The 16,514-nt window shown below is 65.6% G+C and carries 17 protein-coding genes; 5 read left to right on the forward strand and 12 right to left on the reverse strand.

Going from position 1 to position 16,514, the window contains the following annotated elements; all coding sequences use genetic code 11:
- Nucleotides 1-8: 8 nt before the first annotated feature.
- Nucleotides 9-647, forward strand: coding sequence for an LURP-one-related/scramblase family protein (locus ACRVY7_RS18275; RefSeq protein ID WP_431818105.1), 639 nt, complete (start codon nucleotides 9-11; stop codon nucleotides 645-647).
- A gap of 21 nt (nucleotides 648-668) precedes the next feature.
- Here the strand turns inward: ACRVY7_RS18275 and ACRVY7_RS18280 are convergent, their stop codons facing one another.
- From ACRVY7_RS18280 to ACRVY7_RS18305, 6 genes are read right to left on the reverse strand one after another with little or no spacing between them, the layout of a single operon-like run.
- Nucleotides 669-1,913: a TerD family protein gene (locus ACRVY7_RS18280; RefSeq protein WP_431818106.1), complete on the reverse strand. Its 1,245-nt coding sequence runs from the start codon at nucleotides 1,911-1,913 to the stop codon at nucleotides 669-671.
- Complete coding sequence (locus ACRVY7_RS18285; protein WP_431818107.1) at nucleotides 1,910-2,749, reverse strand: HAD family hydrolase; 840 nt, start codon at nucleotides 2,747-2,749, stop codon at nucleotides 1,910-1,912. The genes ACRVY7_RS18280 and ACRVY7_RS18285 overlap by 4 nt, the downstream gene beginning before the upstream one ends.
- Nucleotides 2,746-3,888: a cysteine protease StiP family protein gene (locus tag ACRVY7_RS18290; RefSeq protein ID WP_431818108.1), complete on the reverse strand. Its 1,143-nt coding sequence runs from the start codon at nucleotides 3,886-3,888 to the stop codon at nucleotides 2,746-2,748. Before ACRVY7_RS18290 ends, ACRVY7_RS18285 begins: the two co-directional genes overlap by 4 nt.
- A complete protein-coding gene (locus ACRVY7_RS18295; RefSeq protein WP_431818109.1) occupies nucleotides 3,885-5,210 on the reverse strand; it encodes a phosphoribosyltransferase family protein in 1,326 nt (441 codons plus the stop codon). The genes ACRVY7_RS18290 and ACRVY7_RS18295 overlap by 4 nt, the downstream gene beginning before the upstream one ends.
- On the reverse strand, nucleotides 5,207-6,409 hold the full coding sequence (locus tag ACRVY7_RS18300; RefSeq protein ID WP_431818110.1) for an HpcH/HpaI aldolase/citrate lyase family protein: 1,203 nt from the start codon (nucleotides 6,407-6,409) through the stop codon (nucleotides 5,207-5,209). Before ACRVY7_RS18300 ends, ACRVY7_RS18295 begins: the two co-directional genes overlap by 4 nt.
- A complete protein-coding gene (locus tag ACRVY7_RS18305; protein ID WP_431818252.1) occupies nucleotides 6,406-7,509 on the reverse strand; it encodes a coiled-coil domain-containing protein in 1,104 nt (367 codons plus the stop codon). The genes ACRVY7_RS18300 and ACRVY7_RS18305 overlap by 4 nt, the downstream gene beginning before the upstream one ends.
- A gap of 127 nt (nucleotides 7,510-7,636) precedes the next feature.
- Between ACRVY7_RS18305 and ACRVY7_RS18310 the strand changes: the two genes are divergently transcribed.
- The 3 genes from ACRVY7_RS18310 to ACRVY7_RS18320 are packed head-to-tail and all read left to right on the forward strand — an operon-like array spanning nucleotide 7,637 to nucleotide 9,736.
- A complete protein-coding gene (locus ACRVY7_RS18310) occupies nucleotides 7,637-8,257 on the forward strand; it encodes an AIM24 family protein (RefSeq protein ID WP_049699468.1) in 621 nt (206 codons plus the stop codon).
- A gap of 7 nt (nucleotides 8,258-8,264) precedes the next feature.
- Nucleotides 8,265-8,975: an AIM24 family protein gene (locus ACRVY7_RS18315; RefSeq protein WP_431818111.1), complete on the forward strand. Its 711-nt coding sequence runs from the start codon at nucleotides 8,265-8,267 to the stop codon at nucleotides 8,973-8,975.
- A complete protein-coding gene (locus ACRVY7_RS18320) occupies nucleotides 8,972-9,736 on the forward strand; it encodes an AIM24 family protein (protein ID WP_431818112.1) in 765 nt (254 codons plus the stop codon). Before ACRVY7_RS18315 ends, ACRVY7_RS18320 begins: the two co-directional genes overlap by 4 nt.
- Nucleotides 9,737-9,831: 95 nt before the next feature.
- Here the strand turns inward: ACRVY7_RS18320 and ACRVY7_RS18325 are convergent, their stop codons facing one another.
- The 6 genes from ACRVY7_RS18325 to ACRVY7_RS18350 form a co-directional block, all read right to left on the reverse strand.
- A complete protein-coding gene (locus ACRVY7_RS18325) occupies nucleotides 9,832-10,440 on the reverse strand; it encodes a TerD family protein (protein WP_431818113.1) in 609 nt (202 codons plus the stop codon).
- Nucleotides 10,370-11,530: a DUF475 domain-containing protein gene (locus ACRVY7_RS18330; RefSeq protein ID WP_431818114.1), complete on the reverse strand. Its 1,161-nt coding sequence runs from the start codon at nucleotides 11,528-11,530 to the stop codon at nucleotides 10,370-10,372. The genes ACRVY7_RS18325 and ACRVY7_RS18330 overlap by 71 nt, the downstream gene beginning before the upstream one ends.
- A gap of 125 nt (nucleotides 11,531-11,655) precedes the next feature.
- A complete protein-coding gene (locus tag ACRVY7_RS18335; protein WP_049699260.1) occupies nucleotides 11,656-12,231 on the reverse strand; it encodes a TerD family protein in 576 nt (191 codons plus the stop codon).
- A 223-nt stretch (nucleotides 12,232-12,454) separates the two neighbouring features.
- Nucleotides 12,455-13,864 (reverse strand): acyl-CoA synthetase, encoded by a 1,410-nt coding sequence (locus tag ACRVY7_RS18340; RefSeq protein ID WP_431818253.1) that lies wholly within the window; start codon nucleotides 13,862-13,864, stop codon nucleotides 12,455-12,457.
- A gap of 61 nt (nucleotides 13,865-13,925) precedes the next feature.
- Nucleotides 13,926-14,855, reverse strand: a complete 930-nt coding sequence (locus tag ACRVY7_RS18345; RefSeq protein WP_431818115.1) for an NADP-dependent oxidoreductase — start codon at nucleotides 14,853-14,855, stop codon at nucleotides 13,926-13,928.
- 49 nt (nucleotides 14,856-14,904) lie between these two features.
- Complete coding sequence (locus tag ACRVY7_RS18350; RefSeq protein WP_431818116.1) at nucleotides 14,905-15,519, reverse strand: helix-turn-helix transcriptional regulator; 615 nt, start codon at nucleotides 15,517-15,519, stop codon at nucleotides 14,905-14,907.
- A gap of 235 nt (nucleotides 15,520-15,754) precedes the next feature.
- On the opposite strand from ACRVY7_RS18350, the gene ACRVY7_RS18355 reads away from it, so the two are divergent.
- Nucleotides 15,755-16,486 (forward strand): MSMEG_1198 family transcriptional regulator, encoded by a 732-nt coding sequence (locus ACRVY7_RS18355; protein ID WP_431818117.1) that lies wholly within the window; start codon nucleotides 15,755-15,757, stop codon nucleotides 16,484-16,486.
- The last annotated feature ends 28 nt before the right edge of the window (nucleotides 16,487-16,514 follow it).

The raw sequence follows: 16,514 nt of genomic DNA on the forward strand, positions 1-16,514 counted from the left end.
TTCCCACTGTGGCTGATCGCGTCGGCCTACGCACACTCGACGCTCAGAAGCGCCCAGTCGACAGTCTCGAGCGCCCAGTCGACGCGCAGAAGCGCCCACTCGGCATTCTCGGGCGTCGCTATGGTGGGCGTTACGGCGGAAGAGGGTGCATCGTGTCGAGGCTGTACATCAAGCAGAAGGTCTTCTCGGTCGGCGAGAAGTTCACGGTGTTCGGCGAGTCCGAGCAACCGCGCTACTACGTGCAAGGCAGCTTCATGCGGGTGCCGAAGCGCTTCACCGTGACCGACGGAGCAGGCGCTCCGATCGCGGAGATCACGAAGACCGCTTTCAGTCTGTTGCCACGCTTCACGGTCGAGATGCAGGGCGTCGAGGTCGCGACGATCCGCAAGGAGTTCAGCTTCTTCAAGCCGAAGTACTTCATCGAGGGTGCTGCGCTGGATGTCTCCGGTGACTGGTGGGACATGAACTTCGACGTGTCGCGCAGTGGTCAGCGGGTCGCCAGTATTCGCAAGAAGTGGCTCAGCTGGGGCGACACCTACGAGGTCGACATCTTCGACGACGCGCTCGAAGCGATGATCATCTCGCTCGTCGTCGCCATCGACCGCGTTCGTGCCGACGCCGCCAGCTCATCGGCGGCAACGATGTGACCGCTGCGCGCCCGCGCAGCCCTACTCCAGGTAGCGGCCGAGGTATTTCTCCGCGGCCCGCGGGGTCTTGGCCTTGAAGCCGTCGCCGACGGCGCGCATCTTCCAGTCCCCGCCGCTGCGCGACATCACAGCCATGAGCACGCCGGTGAACGGCATCCCACCCTGCAGCGTGAAGCGCGCCAACTCGGCGCCGGTCGTGTCGTCGACGAGTCGGCAGAAGGCGTTGTCGATCGCCTCGAAGGTCTGCCCGCGGTACGACGTCACGATGAACGCGAGATTGTCGATCTGCGGTGGGATCGCCTGCAGGTTGACTCGGATCACCTCGTCGTCGCCCTCGCCCGCCCCGGTCAGGTTGTCACCGGAGTGGACGATCGAGTTGTCCCGGCTCCGAAGATGGCCGAAGAAGACGGTCTCGGCGAGTGAACCGCGTGAATACATCAACACCGATGCGTCGAGGTCGATGCTCTGCGACCCGCCGCCGAAGAAGCCACGCTGCTTGACCGGGTCCCATCCGAGTCCCATGCGGACCTGGGTGAGCGCGACACCGCCGTCCTTGCGCAACGTCACCTTCTGACCCTTGGCCAGGTTGACGCGCTTGTTCTTGGACAGGCTGATCTCGGCAGGCTGCTGCGGTGGGGCAGGCTGTGGTGGGGCGGGCGGTTGCGGGGCGGGCGGCGCCTGCGGTGGGGCCGGCGGAGGAGTGAACTGAGCAGGCGGCACCGGCGGAGCAGGCGGCACGGGAACGGGCGCAGCGGGCGCGGCAGCGGCGTCGTCGACCGAAACCCCGTGATCCCGAACGAGATCGGCGAAACCGCCCGCGTAGCCCTGGCCGATGGAGCGCACCTTCCACCCCGTGTCCCGGCGATAGACCTCAACTGCCACGACGACGGTCTCGCTGCTCAGGTCGGGGATGGTGAACGAGAACAGCTCGGTGCCCGCGGCGTCGAAGACACGCGCGATGGGCGGTGGCGTCCTACCGAAGGACGACGACGCGTCGTCGAGTGTGATCACCGCGCGCACCGCGTGAATCTCGGCGGGCACCGCGGCGGGTGTGATCCGTAGCGTCTGCCGGCCGGTGGCGGGCGCAAGCGTGACGCCTGCCCCGGTTGGCTGGTTGTAGAAGACGAAGTCGGCGTCGGAGCGCACGCGCATATCGGGAGTGACCAACAGCGCCGAGAGATCAACCGGCGCAGCAACATCCACGGAGATCGCGATCTCGCCCGCGGGTAGCGGTGCGTTCTGGCCTTTCGACAACACTGTCGTCATATCGCCGTCCTTGCTTGTCGGGTCACTGCGTCGAGCAACCATTCGAGTATCTCTTCACCTGCCAACGCACCCGACTGTGCCGTGACGGTCACCGTCGGATGCCGCCAATCCAACTCGGCCAACTCGCCGTGAGCGGGCCGGATACCGGCATGGGCAAACTCCAGTAGGTCGACGTCGAGCCTGCCGTCACCCGCGGCGAAGACCGGGTCGCCGGCTGACAACAGACCATCGTCGACGCAGCGTCGGTATACCTCCTCGACCGCAGCGGATTTGGTGACCGCCTCGGGCACGGCGTAGATCTTGCGACCCTGTTGGGAGGCGACCCACCCGTGCCGGGCACACCACTGCTCCCACTCCGGCAGAAAGTGCTCGGGCTGGCGCTTGGTGTCGACGACCAGGTAGCAGAACAGGTCGTCGGCGGTGCGCAGCGTGCTCACCCAATCCTCTTCTGCTGCAACGGCCAATCGCCCAACAACGTCATCGAGCGGCGCAGAACCAGCAGCAACGGCACGTTCGACGCCGCTTCGCCACCTGTGGTCGTCGACACCGTCGACGAGGATGCGGCCGCCGCTGCTGACCACACTGTAGTGAGGTGTTCCTCCCGGCAGCTGGACACGGCCGAACTGCTCGGGAGTTCGTGTAGTCACCGGCACGAAGGGTGCGTGCGCACGAAGATCGGTGAGAAGCGCGATCGCCGAACTCGTCATGTACGAGAGCGGAGCGTCGCGGTAGATCTCGACGCACACCGGCGACGTATCGCGGAACTGATTCTCTCCCATGGCGTCACGCGAATAGATCAGCGTACGGTCCAGATCGCTCGCCACCAATCCGGTCACGAGTCCTCCTTGATCAAACCCATGCAGGAGTACGAGAGGTCGGCGCGCACTTCGACGGGTACTCCGCGTTCGGCGGCGAGGATTCGAATGTGCCGATGCTCGGGTAGGTCGTTGTCTCGCACAAGAACCCGCCACGGTACGCGCCGCAGCAGTACCCGTGTGGTCTCCCCGACACCGGGCTTGACGAAGTTCACCGACGAGAGTCCGTACTCCGCGCGGACTGCCTCCACGGATTCCCAGCCTGCCCAGGTCGGCGTGCGATCGGCGGCATCCAAAGCGGCGAGGTGCGAGACGACGGCGTCGCGCACCACGTCGAACTGCGCGGACACGACGTCGAGGAAGCGATTCGACATGTCGTGCTCGGCGAGGTGGCGATAGAACTTGGCGCCGTGGAACTCGCCGTCACCGATGTGGTCGGCGTTGAGAACCGTTCGTGAAATCAGCCCGGAGACGGTCGAATTCAAACACGCCGAGGCGATGAGGAAGTCGTCGCGCGTACCGAAGGTGGTGGTGGCGAACCCGGGGTCGGCGAGAACGGCGAGTTCGTCGGCGAGGTGTGGCCCACCGTCTCGAGCGTAGGCGTCGAGCGCCGCCGTCAGCTCGCGCTGGATCGCGCCCTTGCCTGTCCACCCATCGATGAACACCACGGATGTGGGGTCGTGGCGGTCGGTGATGTGGTCGAGGGCGACCGTGTCGATGCCGCGATCGCGAACTATCGAGATCGTGTAATGCGGTGCGGCCCAGCCATGAACATGGTTCAGCCAGCGTCTCAGCAGGATCCCGATGGGCGTGCCCGCCCGCGCGAGCGACACCAGAGTTGGCTCGCGATGTCGCTCGGCAACGATGAGCTCTCCGACGACGCCGACAGCGTGCGCGAGGCGCTGCGCCGAGTCGTCGAGGGTGTCGGCAAACAACTGCTGGTACGCGGCTCCCGGCTGATACTCGATGGGCAACGACTCCGCGTAATGCGCTGTGCCCGCCTGGATTCGGCGCTCACGAACGGCCAGGTCGGCCTCGAGTTCGATATGCGAGAGGTCCTTCAGGAGCCAGGTCACCTCATCAGGTGCGTACGAACCGAAGTCCGGTCCGCGTAGCTCGGAGTTCCGCGCTTCCGGTGTGGTCAGTCGCTGAGCTGTCACGAGTCGCTCCGTGCGTCGCGCAGCGCGCATTGGCCGGTGGCAGTAACTTTCGCGACGACGACGTCGTGGCCCGCCGCGGTCATCACATCGAGGACCCCACCCGGTGCCGTCAGGTCGGGAGTGTCGGCGGGGTCGTCGATGATCAACACGATCCGCGGAAGGTCGGGCGAGCCGTCCGGGTCGAGCAGGTTGTAGACGAATCGCGGTGTACCGGGGTCGTGTTCGGGCGCGGTAAAGGTCAGGCCGCGGCGCAGCGGGTAGCCGTCGACGTCGCGGACGAATGCGGGTGAGCGCGTGGTGGTCTGGAACGTCGTGGGGATGCCGGCATGTGCAAGCCCCTCGGCGATGCAGAGCGGCAGATACATCAGCTCCTCGTGGCCAACCACCACAGTGCTTGTCGACGGCTCGAGTTCAGGCAGCAATGTCGCCACCGCTTCGTCGACGGCATTGGTGAATCCCGTTGTGTCCGAACGTAGGAAGCCATGGCGTCCGCCCTCGGGCACATCGGCGGGCCACGGCAATGCCACCGTGGTGACCTCGCCCCGGACTCCGATCGGGTTGAGTTGCGTTGAGGGTGACTCCCACACCGCGTCGGTGAGCCCTTCCGGAAGGTCGATGCTGCCCTGCGCAAGCGACACGTACTCGATGCGGACGTCGTTGTTGGACGCGAAATCGGCTGTAGCTGAAAGATGTTCGGGTGATCGCAGGTCGACGAGCGAAGCGACCACATAGTCACGTCTGCCGGTGATCTCGTGTATCGCGGTGATGGCGCGCAACGCGGTTGTCCCGGTGGAGATCTCGTCGTCGACGAGGATCAACGGACTGTCGGGGTTGGCGGAGAGCAACTCGATCGAACTCGGCTGCAACAGATGAGTTGTCGCGTGCGAGTGGCCTTCTTCGAACGACCCGACGGTGAGCGCTCCCGGCGGATGTCGACGAGTGGAGTGCAGATACGCGTGAGCGGCGAGCCCATGGAAGACGGAGTGGCCCAAGCCCGTTGCCGTCTCCGCGAACCCGAGGACCGTCGACTTCTCAGCCGCGTCGGCGCCGATGCGATCACGGATGAGCGCTGCGAGGTCGTCTGCGGCCCGTCGGACGCGTTCGGGAGGGGTGGGGATGTGCTTGCCGAGAACAGTCGACACGAGCAGGTGTGCGCGCCTGCGATTGCGGCGCAGTCCGAGGACGACGAGTTCGTCCATGCTCCAGTCGGATCGAGGGTCGACAGTGGTGTCTGCGATCCTCACCCCGAAGGTGTCGGCGGCCCAGCTCGACGTGTCCGCGGAGTCGACGACGTGTGCTGCGCGGGAACCGATAGCTGTCACGAGAGATCCATCGCGGTGAGGAGGTCGACGAAGCCGACACCGGGGTGGGTGACCCCGAACACGGCTGCCCTGTCGATCACCCGCGACGCCCAATTCCGGTGCGGCTTACGTTCGTTCATCTTGTTCCGATACGTCGATGCCTGCACGCCGCCGGTGTCGGAGGCGAGCACGTCGAGCGCGTCGTGGTACTCCTCGTGGGTCACCGCGCTGAGTGCGTGCACCGCAGCGGCATGGCTCGGGTGGATGACGGTCTTGCCCTGCATACCGTTCGCGCGGTCGAGTGCGATCTCCCGCAGCAATCCGTCGAGGTCTCTGCGAACCAACTGGCTGCGAAACCACACGGCGCCCTGTTCCTGGAACGGCGTTTGCCGGAGTGCCGGTTTGAACAGGCGCTCGTGGTCGGCGAAGTACTCCCACACCGGTCCGGTGATGACGTGACCCGAGGAGTCGCATCGACCCAGCCGATTGATGATGGACGCTATTGCGTCTGCGGCCACGCGGACGTCGTAGATGGTCAGGTCGCGATCGCGGCGGATGCCGAACAGTCCGCACATGTCCGTCGCACCGATGCGAATGGCGAGCACTCGGGACCGGTGCTCGTCGACAGCCTCGCCGATCACCGACAGGTGGTGTTCGCGACTCTCGCGGTGAACGATCCCCGCGGATTCGAGTACCGGCATGGCCCAGAAGTGCCTACCGGCACGAATACTGGCGTCCCGCACCGCAATCAAGAACTCGTGCGCGTTCTCGGCGTCGAACTTCGGCAGCACGAATCCCATGAGCGAGTCGGACGAGCCGATCGCCTCGCTGATGGTCGCGATCTGATCGGCCGAACGGACGCGAACGAACAGCATCATCTCTGCCGCGGCGGTCGAATCGAGTCGGCGTAGTGCGTCGACGGCGCTCTCGATGGCGGTGGCCTGGTCACCGTCGGCGACAGCGTCTTCGAGGTCGATGACCATCGACACGACACCGTCGGCGTGCCGGCGGGTGATCACCTCGGCGAGGTCGGGACGCGTCGCAGGTACGTAGAGGGTGGCCCCGAGCGCGATCGCGAGGCGGTCGGTCGACCATGACGTGGAGACCGGCGATGGCTGCGCGACGAACAACCGTTCCCGCGTCGACTCAGGTAGGTGACGAAAGTGCCTGGCGCCGTTGCCTGCCCGACTCGCACTGGGCGCATCGGTTGTGAGTGTCATCGCCTGGCCACCTGCCCCCTCATCCGCTCGACGATCTCGACGATGCGGCGCTCAATTGCTGTCAGCTCTGTTGAATACGTCCAGTAGTCCGGATGTACCCGATCGAGGGCACTCCGTGAACGGACAATTCGGTCGGCCTGAGCATCGAGCACTGAGCCCCATTCGTCAACCAGAGCGTTGTCGACGGCGAAGTGTTGAGCGTCTCGCAGGCGGAATCGCACGCGCTGTTCGAGAGCGCCGGGGTCGGCGCGCACCTCGCGCAGACCGCGCAGCCTCTCGGCGACCGCATCCACGGCCTGTTCTGCGCCATCGAGTTCGTCGCGGGCGGCTTCGGCCTCGCTGATGGCGAGGTCAGGGGCGTCGGAAAGGTGGGAGCGGGCCTGCGCCAATCGGCCATCGGCGGCGGCGAGAAACCGCGAGAACACCTCCTGATTGTCTTGCAGATCGAGCGAACACTCGAGGCTGAACTCTCTGCGGAGGGTCGAGAGTTCGCCCGGCATGCGCTCGGCACGAGTCATGATCCCGCTGCGGCGTGTGTCGACCGAGCGGATGACCCGTTGGCCGCGCTCGGTGAGTGACGGCGCATCGGCGAGCGCGTCGTCGAGCGACTGGCGCGCGGCGAGCACGCGTTGAGCGGTTGCCCGTCTGGCGAGCAGACCCGTTGCCGCCCGCTGTTCGGCCAGCGCGGCGTCGAACCTCTCGGCGGCGACGCGGACGCTCCGCAGCGTCGTCAGGTTGGCTGGTGCCTGCGCGAGTGTGCCGCGCACCTGCGTCGCCGCGACCTGAGCCTGACGTTCGAGCGATGCGACTTCGTCGACGGTGCGCCCCGCACGGCCGAGTTCGGCGGCGTTCGCGTCGGCGAAACGCTGCATCTCGCCCTGGAGTGACCGCAACGCTTCTGTGCACCGTGCGAGTTCGCTCGGTGTCGGTCGTGGTGCATTCGAGAGGTTGAGATAGCCGTCAGTTGCTTGGGAGTAGCGCTCTCGCAACGCATTCCACTCACCCCGCAGCCGCGAACGAGGGTCGAGCTCCTGAGCCGTTGCGACCGCACCGTCTATGCTGCTCAAGGTTTGTTCGGAGTCCAGGAAGGCCGTGGTCATCTGTTGGACGGACGCAGCGGTGTCGGCGGGCACACCTGAGCTGCCACGCTCTCCCCGTCGCCAGAACCTACTGCCCACCGTCTGATGCTATCGACTAGTTTCGTCAGGGTACGACGAGAGGATGAACGTGCAACTGGTACAGCGATCCAAGCGGGTGATCGAGGCGCGTCTGAACAACACCTCTGTTCGCGCGCTTTCCGGTTCGATGGTCGCCTTCGAGGGCCAGGTCAGTTTCAAGTCCGCGGGGTTCGGTGGCGGCGACGGACTCGTCGCCGGGATCAAGCGTCGCGCAACCGGCGAATCGCTGTCACTCATGGAGGCCGGCGGTACCGGAGTCGTCTACTTCGCGCACAACGCCGCCGAGACGACGATCATCGAGCTCAACGGTGAGACGCTTCAGGTGGAGTCGCAGCAACTGATGGTGCTCAACGGCAACCTTCAGACCAACGTCACGTTCGCGGGCATGCAGGGCGCGACAGCCGGTCAAGGACTGTTCACCACGACGGTCAGCGGGCACGGCCAGGTGGGCATCGTGTCGCACGGTGGGCCGCTGATCCACCTCGAGGTCTCGCCGCAGTACCCGCTGATCGTCGACCCCGACGCGTTCGTCTGTGCGCGCGGTGCACTCTCGCAGTCGTTCGTGACCGATGTGTCGTGGCGTTCGGCCGTCGGACAGGGCAGTGGCGAGGCGTTCTCGCTGCGTTGGGACGGAACCGGCGTGGTGTCGATCCAGCCGGCGGAACGGTAGGCGAAACGTGTTCACCAAGGTCAACAGCAAGGTCGTGTCGGTCGACGTCGCGCAGTCCGGACCGGTGGTCGCTCGCAGGGGCGCGATGTTGTTCTACACGGGCGACGTCCGGTTCCAGCCGCATCAGATCGCCGGTATGGGAGCGGGCTCAGGTGGGATGTCGGGAATCGGAGGTGCCATCGGGCAGCGACTCGCAGGCGAACACGAGTCGACGCTGCTCGCCACCGGACACGGGGTCGTGCACTTCGGGTTCCGGGGGATCGAGGTAGAGATCGTCGACGTCGGCAGGGTCGGCGGCCTGATCCGGGTCGAAGCGTCGCGCACGCTGGCCTACACGTCCGGCCTGCAGGCATCTGTGGTGTCGGTGACCGCCCAGGGCGGCGGCAGTGGAGGCGGTGGTGGCGGACTGTTCGGTTCGCTGCGGTCCGCCGCTGCGGGCGCGGTCACTGGGCAGGGCATGTTCACCACTCAGCTGTCCGGTCAGGGGCAGGTGGTGATTCTCGGCCACGGCGGAGTCTTCGAACTCGGGGTCGCCCCCGACCGTCCACCCGTCACCGTCGATCCCCAGGCGTATGTCGCGGCAGCGGGGCAGGTGACCACCACGCTGACGTCGAACGTGAGTTGGCGCAACGTCGGCCGAACCGGTGGCGAAGCAATGCAGTTGCAGTGTGCGGGTCATGGAACCGTGTACGTACAGGCGTCGGAGGAGAAGCTGTGAGCGCACTCAACACCGTGTGGAATCCGATGTCGCTGCCGGTCGACGACAACATCGAGGGCAACGACTACTCGTTCTGCATCGAGCTCAACTCCCCGTGGTTCATGTCGAAGGGCGCGATGATCGCGTTCTACGGGCAGATGAAGTTCAGCTCGTTGCAGCACGGGTTGAACGGTCAGCTCCTCCATATGGTGGCCCAACAGTTCTCTGCGCCTTTGTATCTCGGCGACTTCGTGGTGGCCGAGGGACACGGGAAGCTGATCATCGGTGACCGTGGATACAACATCAACTCCTACGACCTCGAAGACGGCAACCTGACGATCAGAGCCGCGAATCTCCTTGCGTTCCAACCGCAGCTCTCGTTGAAACAGTCGATCGTGCCCGGCTTCCTCACCCTGCTCGGCACGGGAAAGTTCCTCGCATCGTCGAACGGCCCGGTCATGTTCGTCGAACCCCCGGTGCGGGTCGACCCGGAAGCGCTTGTGGGCTGGGCGGATTGCCCGTCACCGAGTCACCACTACGACCAGTCGTGGGTCACCGACCTCATCGCGGCAACCGCGCACCGGATGGGTGTGCAGTCGGGTGAGGAAAAGCAGTTCGACTTCACCGGCAGCGGAACGGTTCTCGTGCAGTCGAGCGAGAAGGTTCGCAGCGACTTCTCCATCGTCCGCACCATTCAAGGACAGTTGTCCGGACTCTCGGTGCCGGGTCTGCAGCAGATCAACCAGGAGGTTTCCCGGCAGTTGGGGCAGCAGCAGGGCTGAGGCGTGGCTCTGTCAGAGCTGCCGCATGAACCACGAGAACCCGGTTACGACAACGAATGTCGTCGTAACCGGGTTCTGCGTTTTCGTCGTACGTGCTACTTGCGGCCCGCTGTCCAGTTCATCCCGAAGCCGTAGGCCTCGTCGATGTGCCTCTGCGCGCCTTGGATGTAGCGCACCTCGCGGCTGACGCTGAGCTCGTTGCCATTGCTGGTGAGCATTGCGATGGCACAGGAGACCGCGCGGTCGTCTGCTGAATCCAGGCGAACCTCGACCTGCGGCCCCGAACTCGGGAACAGTGTCACGACGCCATTGGCCGACGACCAGTTCGGGGTGCCCTCGTAGATGTAGGCGAAGATCAGGACCCGACGGAAGCGTCCGATGTCGGAGAGGTTGATGTGCAGATTCTCGCCGCCGGTGCTGCTTCCACTGCGATCATCGCCGTCGAGCAAGATGTAGGGCGCGCGATCGAGCGAGCCGAACGAATTGCCCAGCGCCTGCACGACGCCCCTACTGCCATCGGCGAGCTCATACATGGCCCCGAGGTCGAGGTCGATGCCCGAGGAGCGCTTGAAGAATCTACCTCCACCGGAACCCTGGTCCCAGTTGAGGTTGACGCGCATGTTTCCCTGGCCGTCACCCCTTTTGGCGAGCGAGATCGTCGGGGTCGCTTTGCTCAGTGTCACCTTGTTCATGTTGATCGCCATCGGATTTTCCTTCCGGGGTGTCTTCGGGGTGGTTGCGGCGTCGAATGATGCTGGAGACCAAAGCCGCGATGATGAGTACGACGCCGACAAGGCCTGTGACCACTTCGGGGACGTGGGTGCCGATCGAGTACATGAGGATCAGCGCCAGTGCGCCGATCGCCCAGTGAGCGCCGTGCTCGAGGTAGACGTACTCGCTGAGCGTGCCCTTGCGGACGAGGAAGACGGTCAGCGAACGCACGAACATCGCGCCGATGAAGCCGAGGCCCAACGCGATGATGATCGGGTCGGCGGTGATGGCGAATGCTCCGATGACGCCGTCGAACGAGAACGACGCGTCGAGCACCTCGAGGTAGAGGAACAGGAAGAAGCCTGCTTTGCCTGTCGCCTTGGCGAGTTCGCTGGGACCCGAGCGAGGGAGCGATTCCGATTCGGCGCCTTCTTCGAGCTCCTCTGGGGTGTTGAACAGTTCGCCGAGCCCGTTGACCAGGATGTAGGTGGTCATACCCAGTACGCCGGCGAAGAGCACCGTCGAGCGCTCGTCGTCGGGTGCGATCCATTCAGCGGTGATGACCAGGACGGCCACAGCGACGACAACGGAGAGTTGGTCGAGCCTGCCGATGCGCTCGAGCGGGCGCTCGATCCACCGCAGCCAGTGGATCTCCTTCTCCTCGAAGACGAAGCCGAGGAACAGCATCAGCAGGAACATGCCACCGAACGCCGCGATCTGCGGGTGCGCGTCGGTGATGATCTGCTCGTAGGTCGGCGAGCCGTCGGTCGGCGGGTTGAGCGCGAGACGCAGCGCCTCGACGGGATTCAGCTTGGCGCTCAACCAGACGATCACGAGCGGAAAGACCAGCCGCATGCCGAAGACCGCGATCAGCACACCGATGGTCAAGAAGATCTTCTGCCAGAACGCGCTCATGCGTCGCAGCACGGTCGCGTTGATGACCGCGTTGTCGAAGGAGAGCGAAACCTCGAGGATGCCGAGGATGAGTGTGAGGAACAGGGCGGTTGGGCCGCCATAGATGAACGCGACCACCAGTGAGGCGATCGTGATGGCGATGGACAGCCCGAATATTCGGAAGATCACGGTGGAGCGGCCTTTCTTGCATCACCGAAGTAGGGAGACCACGTGTCCCGATGCCGGGCTCACGCGGTCAAACAAGCCAGATGCCGCGCCTGCGAATGTCAGGCGCGGCATCGTAGCGACGTGGATCAGACGTTGACGCCGAAGTCGCGGGCGATACCCGCGAGACCCGACGCGTAGCCCTGGCCGACGGCGCGGAACTTCCAGTCGGCACCGCTGCGGTACAGCTCTCCGAAGACCATCGCGGTCTCGGTCGACGCGTCCTCGGACAGGTCGTAGCGGGCGATCTCGGAGCCGTTGGCGCGATTGACGACGCGGATGTAGGCGTTGCGAACCTGGCCGAACGACTGACCGCGCGAGTCGGCGTCGTAGATCGAGACCGGGAAGACGATGGAATCGATGTTGGGAGGGGTGCCCGCGAGATCGACGTTGATGACCTCGTCGTCGCCGTCGCCCTCACCGGTCGTGTTGTCACCGGCGTGCTCGATGGAGCCCTCCGGCGAGCGGAGGTTGTTGAAGAACACGAAGTGCTGGTCGGAGAGCACCCGCTTGTCGGTACCGCACGCGATTGCGCTGGCGTCGAGGTCGAACTCGACACCGGTGGTGGTCCGCGCATCCCAGCCGAGGCCGACTGCGACAGCCGTGAGGCCGGGAGCCTCCTTGGTCAGCGATACGTTTCCACCCTTGCTCAGGCTGACGCCCATGTTTCGTGCCTTTCTGCCGCGGTGTGGCGGGAGCCACTGTCGAATGACGGTCACATCGTAAGTGACAAGTCGGACATATTGCCGACGCGCCCGCCACCCTACCCACGGACGGCTGACGGGAACATAGAAGCTGGTTGGCCGTAGGCCGAGGGAATGATGTCGATCCGGGTTGCGGGGCGTCGAACGCCGACGGTGGTCGAACAGAGGCGGCCGAACGGACTGGTCACTGCGTCAACAGCTTCTTCTGCACCTTGCCCATCGCGTTGCGTGGAAGTGAGTCGACGCGCCTGATCTCCCGGGGCCGCTTGTGCTGGGACAGCTCGGTGGCCACGAGCCCGATGAGCTCGTCGTCGGGGACTGCCGACCCGACGACATATGCGACGATCCGCTGCCCGAGGTCGTCGTCGGGAACGCCGATCACCGCGACCTCGTCGACGGCGGGGTGCCCGAGTAGGACGGTCTCGATCTCGCCCGCGCCGACACGAAATCCGCCCGACTTGATCAGATCGGTCGACGCACGGCCGACGATGCGGTGCATGCCGTCGTCGCCGATCACTGCGACGTCGCCCGTCGCGAACCAGCCGTCGGCGAGCCAACTCTCGGCCGTGGCCTCCGGCCGGTTCAGGTATCCCGACCCGACCATCGGTCCGCGCACGTGCAGGTCGCCGACCGACTCGCCGTCGTGCGGTAGATCCGTTGCACCGGAGTCGATCTCGCTACTCCGCAGCCGTGTTTCGACGCCGCGCAGCGGTATTCCCACCCAGCCTGGTCGGCGCTCGCCGTCGAATCGGGTCGACACGGTGATCATGGTTTCGGTCATGCCGTATCGTTCGACGATCTCGTGTCCGGTCAGCTCACGAATCCTGTCGAACACCGGGACGGGCAGCGGGGCACTTCCCGACACCAGTAGTCGTGCTGAGGAAAGTGACTGCGCTGCAGCAGGATCGGCGCCGATACGAGTCCAAACCGTCGGCACGCCGAAGAACATCGACGCACCGCGAGCGGCCGCGGCGGCGTAACCCGCGGGGGTGGGCTTGACGGTGTGAATCAGCCTGCCGCCGCGGCGCAGTGGGCCGAGAACGCCGAGGATCAGCCCGTGGACATGGAACAGCGGCAAGCCGTGGGCGAGAGTGTCGTCGGAGGTCCACGCCCACGCATCGGCCAGCGCGTCGAGTCCGGCGGCGATCGCGCGGCGCGTGATCGGCACGCCCTTGGGGAGGCCGGTGGTGCCCGAGGTGTACAGGATCAGCGCGGTGGACTCGCCGGGAGGTTCGGGATGCGAATGCCACGAGCGGGCGAAGCGTCGGATCGGGATGACCGGCAGTGTCGTCGAATCGGGTGCGGCGCCGAGCCACGCCTGCGCACCCGAGTCGGTCAGAATGTGCTCGAGTTCGCGCGGGCCGGAATCCGGCGGCACGGGAACGATCGCAACTCCCGCAATGAGGCCACCGACGACGGCGAGGACTGTCTCGATCGTCGGATGGGCGAGCACGGCCAGCGTGCGAGCTCCGCGAATCCGTTCTGCGACAGCGGTTGCCGCACCGACGAGGTCTTCGCGCGAGAGCGCGTCGTCGCCGACGGTCACCGCGTCGGGGTCATCGGGCGCGGCGGGGACAAGGTAGGGCAACAACACGTCTCTCACTGTGCCACGGCTCTCCTTATGGCACTATCCTCCTCGGCCACGATCATCAGACTCATACCAGCAGCGCGACCTTGCCTCCCGCGTGTCCGCCCGAGACGAGTTCGAGAGCCGCACGCGCTTGTGACAGGTGGAAGGTGTGGGCGACCGGAACCACCAGGTCGCCCGCCGCGGCGTGCGCGATCAACTCCGCCCGAACCGAATCGCGGTAGGCGGCACTCTCTGGCTGTGTACCGCCAAGAGCTACGAATCCGTCTCGCTGGGCGCGGTCGCGCGCCACGATGGTGACGATGCGCGAGCGGTCGGCGACCAACTCCTCGGATGTATCGATGGCCTCGTCGGAACCGGCCGCGTCGAGTGCGGCGTCGACGCCGTTCGGAGCCAGCGCGCGAACACGATCGGCCAGCCCTGGTCCGTATTCGACTGGGAGACCACCGAATTCGACGACCCGCTCAAAACTGCGCGGACTCGCCGTCCCGATCACGGTGATCCCGCGCAGCAGCGCGAGTTGCAACACCGCCATGCCGACCGCACCCGACGCGCCGTGTAGGAGAACCGTGTCGCCGGTCGCCGCGCGTGACGCCCGAAGCATGTCGGCGGCGGTCGTGCCCGCGAGCAGCAGGTTTGCAGCCGAGGCCTCATTGAGCGTCGAAGGCTTTGCGAACACCCTGTCCGCGGGCACCGTCAACGCGGTCGCGTAGCCGCCGTATACGCGGAATGCGAGGACGTCGTCGCCGGGAGATGCTGCGCCAGAGGCAATCTCGGTGCCCGGGCCGAGTGCCGCGATCACTCCGGACACCTCGTAGCCGACAGGGACGGGAAAGTCCGATGCGGTCAGCGTGTGCTTGAGGTCCGCGGGATTGACGCCTGCGGCGAGCACTTCGATACTGACCTCGCCCGGCCCGGGTGGATGTAGCTGGTCATCGATGAATGCGAAGTCGTCGAGACCGCCGGGACCGGTCGCCACCCACCGTTGCACGCGCATGGTTCAACACTACTGATCAGCGCGGAGGCGTCGGCTTTCATTCGCGGGTTCACAGTTGCTCGGGGCGCACCCAGCCGTCGGCGATGAGTGCGAGCAGCAGCTCGGCCTTGTTGGAGACGGGCCTGCCGGCGTTGAGATACCTCTGCCGAACCCGACGATAGTGCTCGCGTGCCGTGCTCTCGGCGATGAAGAACCGGCGAGCCGTCTCGCGCAGCGTCGCGCCGAGGACGTACGCGGTGAGGATCTCGCGCTCGCGTTCGGTGAGGTGGATGCGGGGGACGCGGGGTTGGGCCGACTCCGACTTTCCTGCCATCGCGGCCAGGACGTCGAGCGCGTGGCCGGGGTCGGTGATGTCGATGCTGCGCGCGTCCGACACAGGCACGCCGATCGCGCCGATCACGGTGCCGTTCAGCGCACGAATGGACCGGACCTGAGCGACGCGGCGCGCGGACCGCACGATCGTGATGCCAGGGGCGTCGAGTCCGCCGAGTGAATCGGTCGCGTTGTCGAGGTCGATGATGACTGCGCGATGTCCGGCGTCCTCGACGAACACGGCCAGCGCCGAGTCGATGACGTCGTGTTCTGCGATGATCACCGCGGTGGGTGCGGTCCGGACGGCCTCCAAAGGTGCGGTGTCGAGTTCGCTGACGACGTCGGCAGTCATTGAGGTCCCCCCGGAAAATGCGCAGCGCGCGAGTGTGCATTTGATGTACTCGAGCAAATCGAGCATAAAGAATCCTGCCCCCGGCGGCTGCGCAAGTCAGCACTTGTGATGACATATATGTGCGGGGTTCACGCACGAAAACGCCTAACATAGACATGTGCATGCAAGATCGCGCATGAAAATTGGCATGGGATGCGTAATCACGCATGCGAACCCGCGCTCGAGGGGAGTGGCCATGGAAGGGATGCGCATCCTGATCGCATCACCGCTTGGGCATGTGGTGGCCGAACCGGTGCGTTCGGCTATCGAGGGTGCCACTGTTGTCGTGGCCCGCGACCAGGAGGAGTTCGTCCGCAGCGTGTCCGGGCGCGTACGGTTCGACGTCGTCTGCGCCGACCTCATCTGGAATCGACCCGACATCGAGTGGACGTTCGACGGTCTGGACGTCCTCGACGGCCTCCATCATGCCGACCGCCTCGCGCCGGTGCTCTTGGCGACCCAGGGGCACTCCATGGAGATCGATCATCTCGAAGAAGCACGGCTGCGGCCGGATGTCTGGGGCGTCGTAGCCAAAGCCGACGGATTCGGCTCGCTGATCGCGGCGCTGCGCACCGTCGCTCACGGCTCGAAGCTCGACGACCGGGTGCCCTCGCCGACTCACCCGCCGCTGTACGAGTTGTTCTCCGGCAGGCGCGGGATCACGGCGGCACGCATGGCCGGCGCCATTGCCGCGGGAAATGCGTCGGACAACGCGACACTGGCGACGGTTGCGAAGGTGTCGCACAACACCGCGAACAAGGTGACCAGCCACTACCTCGGTCCGCTCATGCTCGAGCGCCGCGAACACGACGACCGCCTCCCGCTCACGCAGGCGTCGGTGTATCGCTGGTGCGGTTTGCACGCGCGATACATCGTGAGCTGGTGCCGCCGACACGGACACGAGGACGTGTTGGCGCCGCAGGCGTGAGCGTCGCTGCCCCTCGGACGACACACCC

It is taken from the genome of Gordonia jacobaea (genome assembly GCF_965344965.1).
GTDB classification, from domain to species: domain Bacteria; phylum Actinomycetota; class Actinomycetes; order Mycobacteriales; family Mycobacteriaceae; genus Gordonia; species Gordonia jacobaea.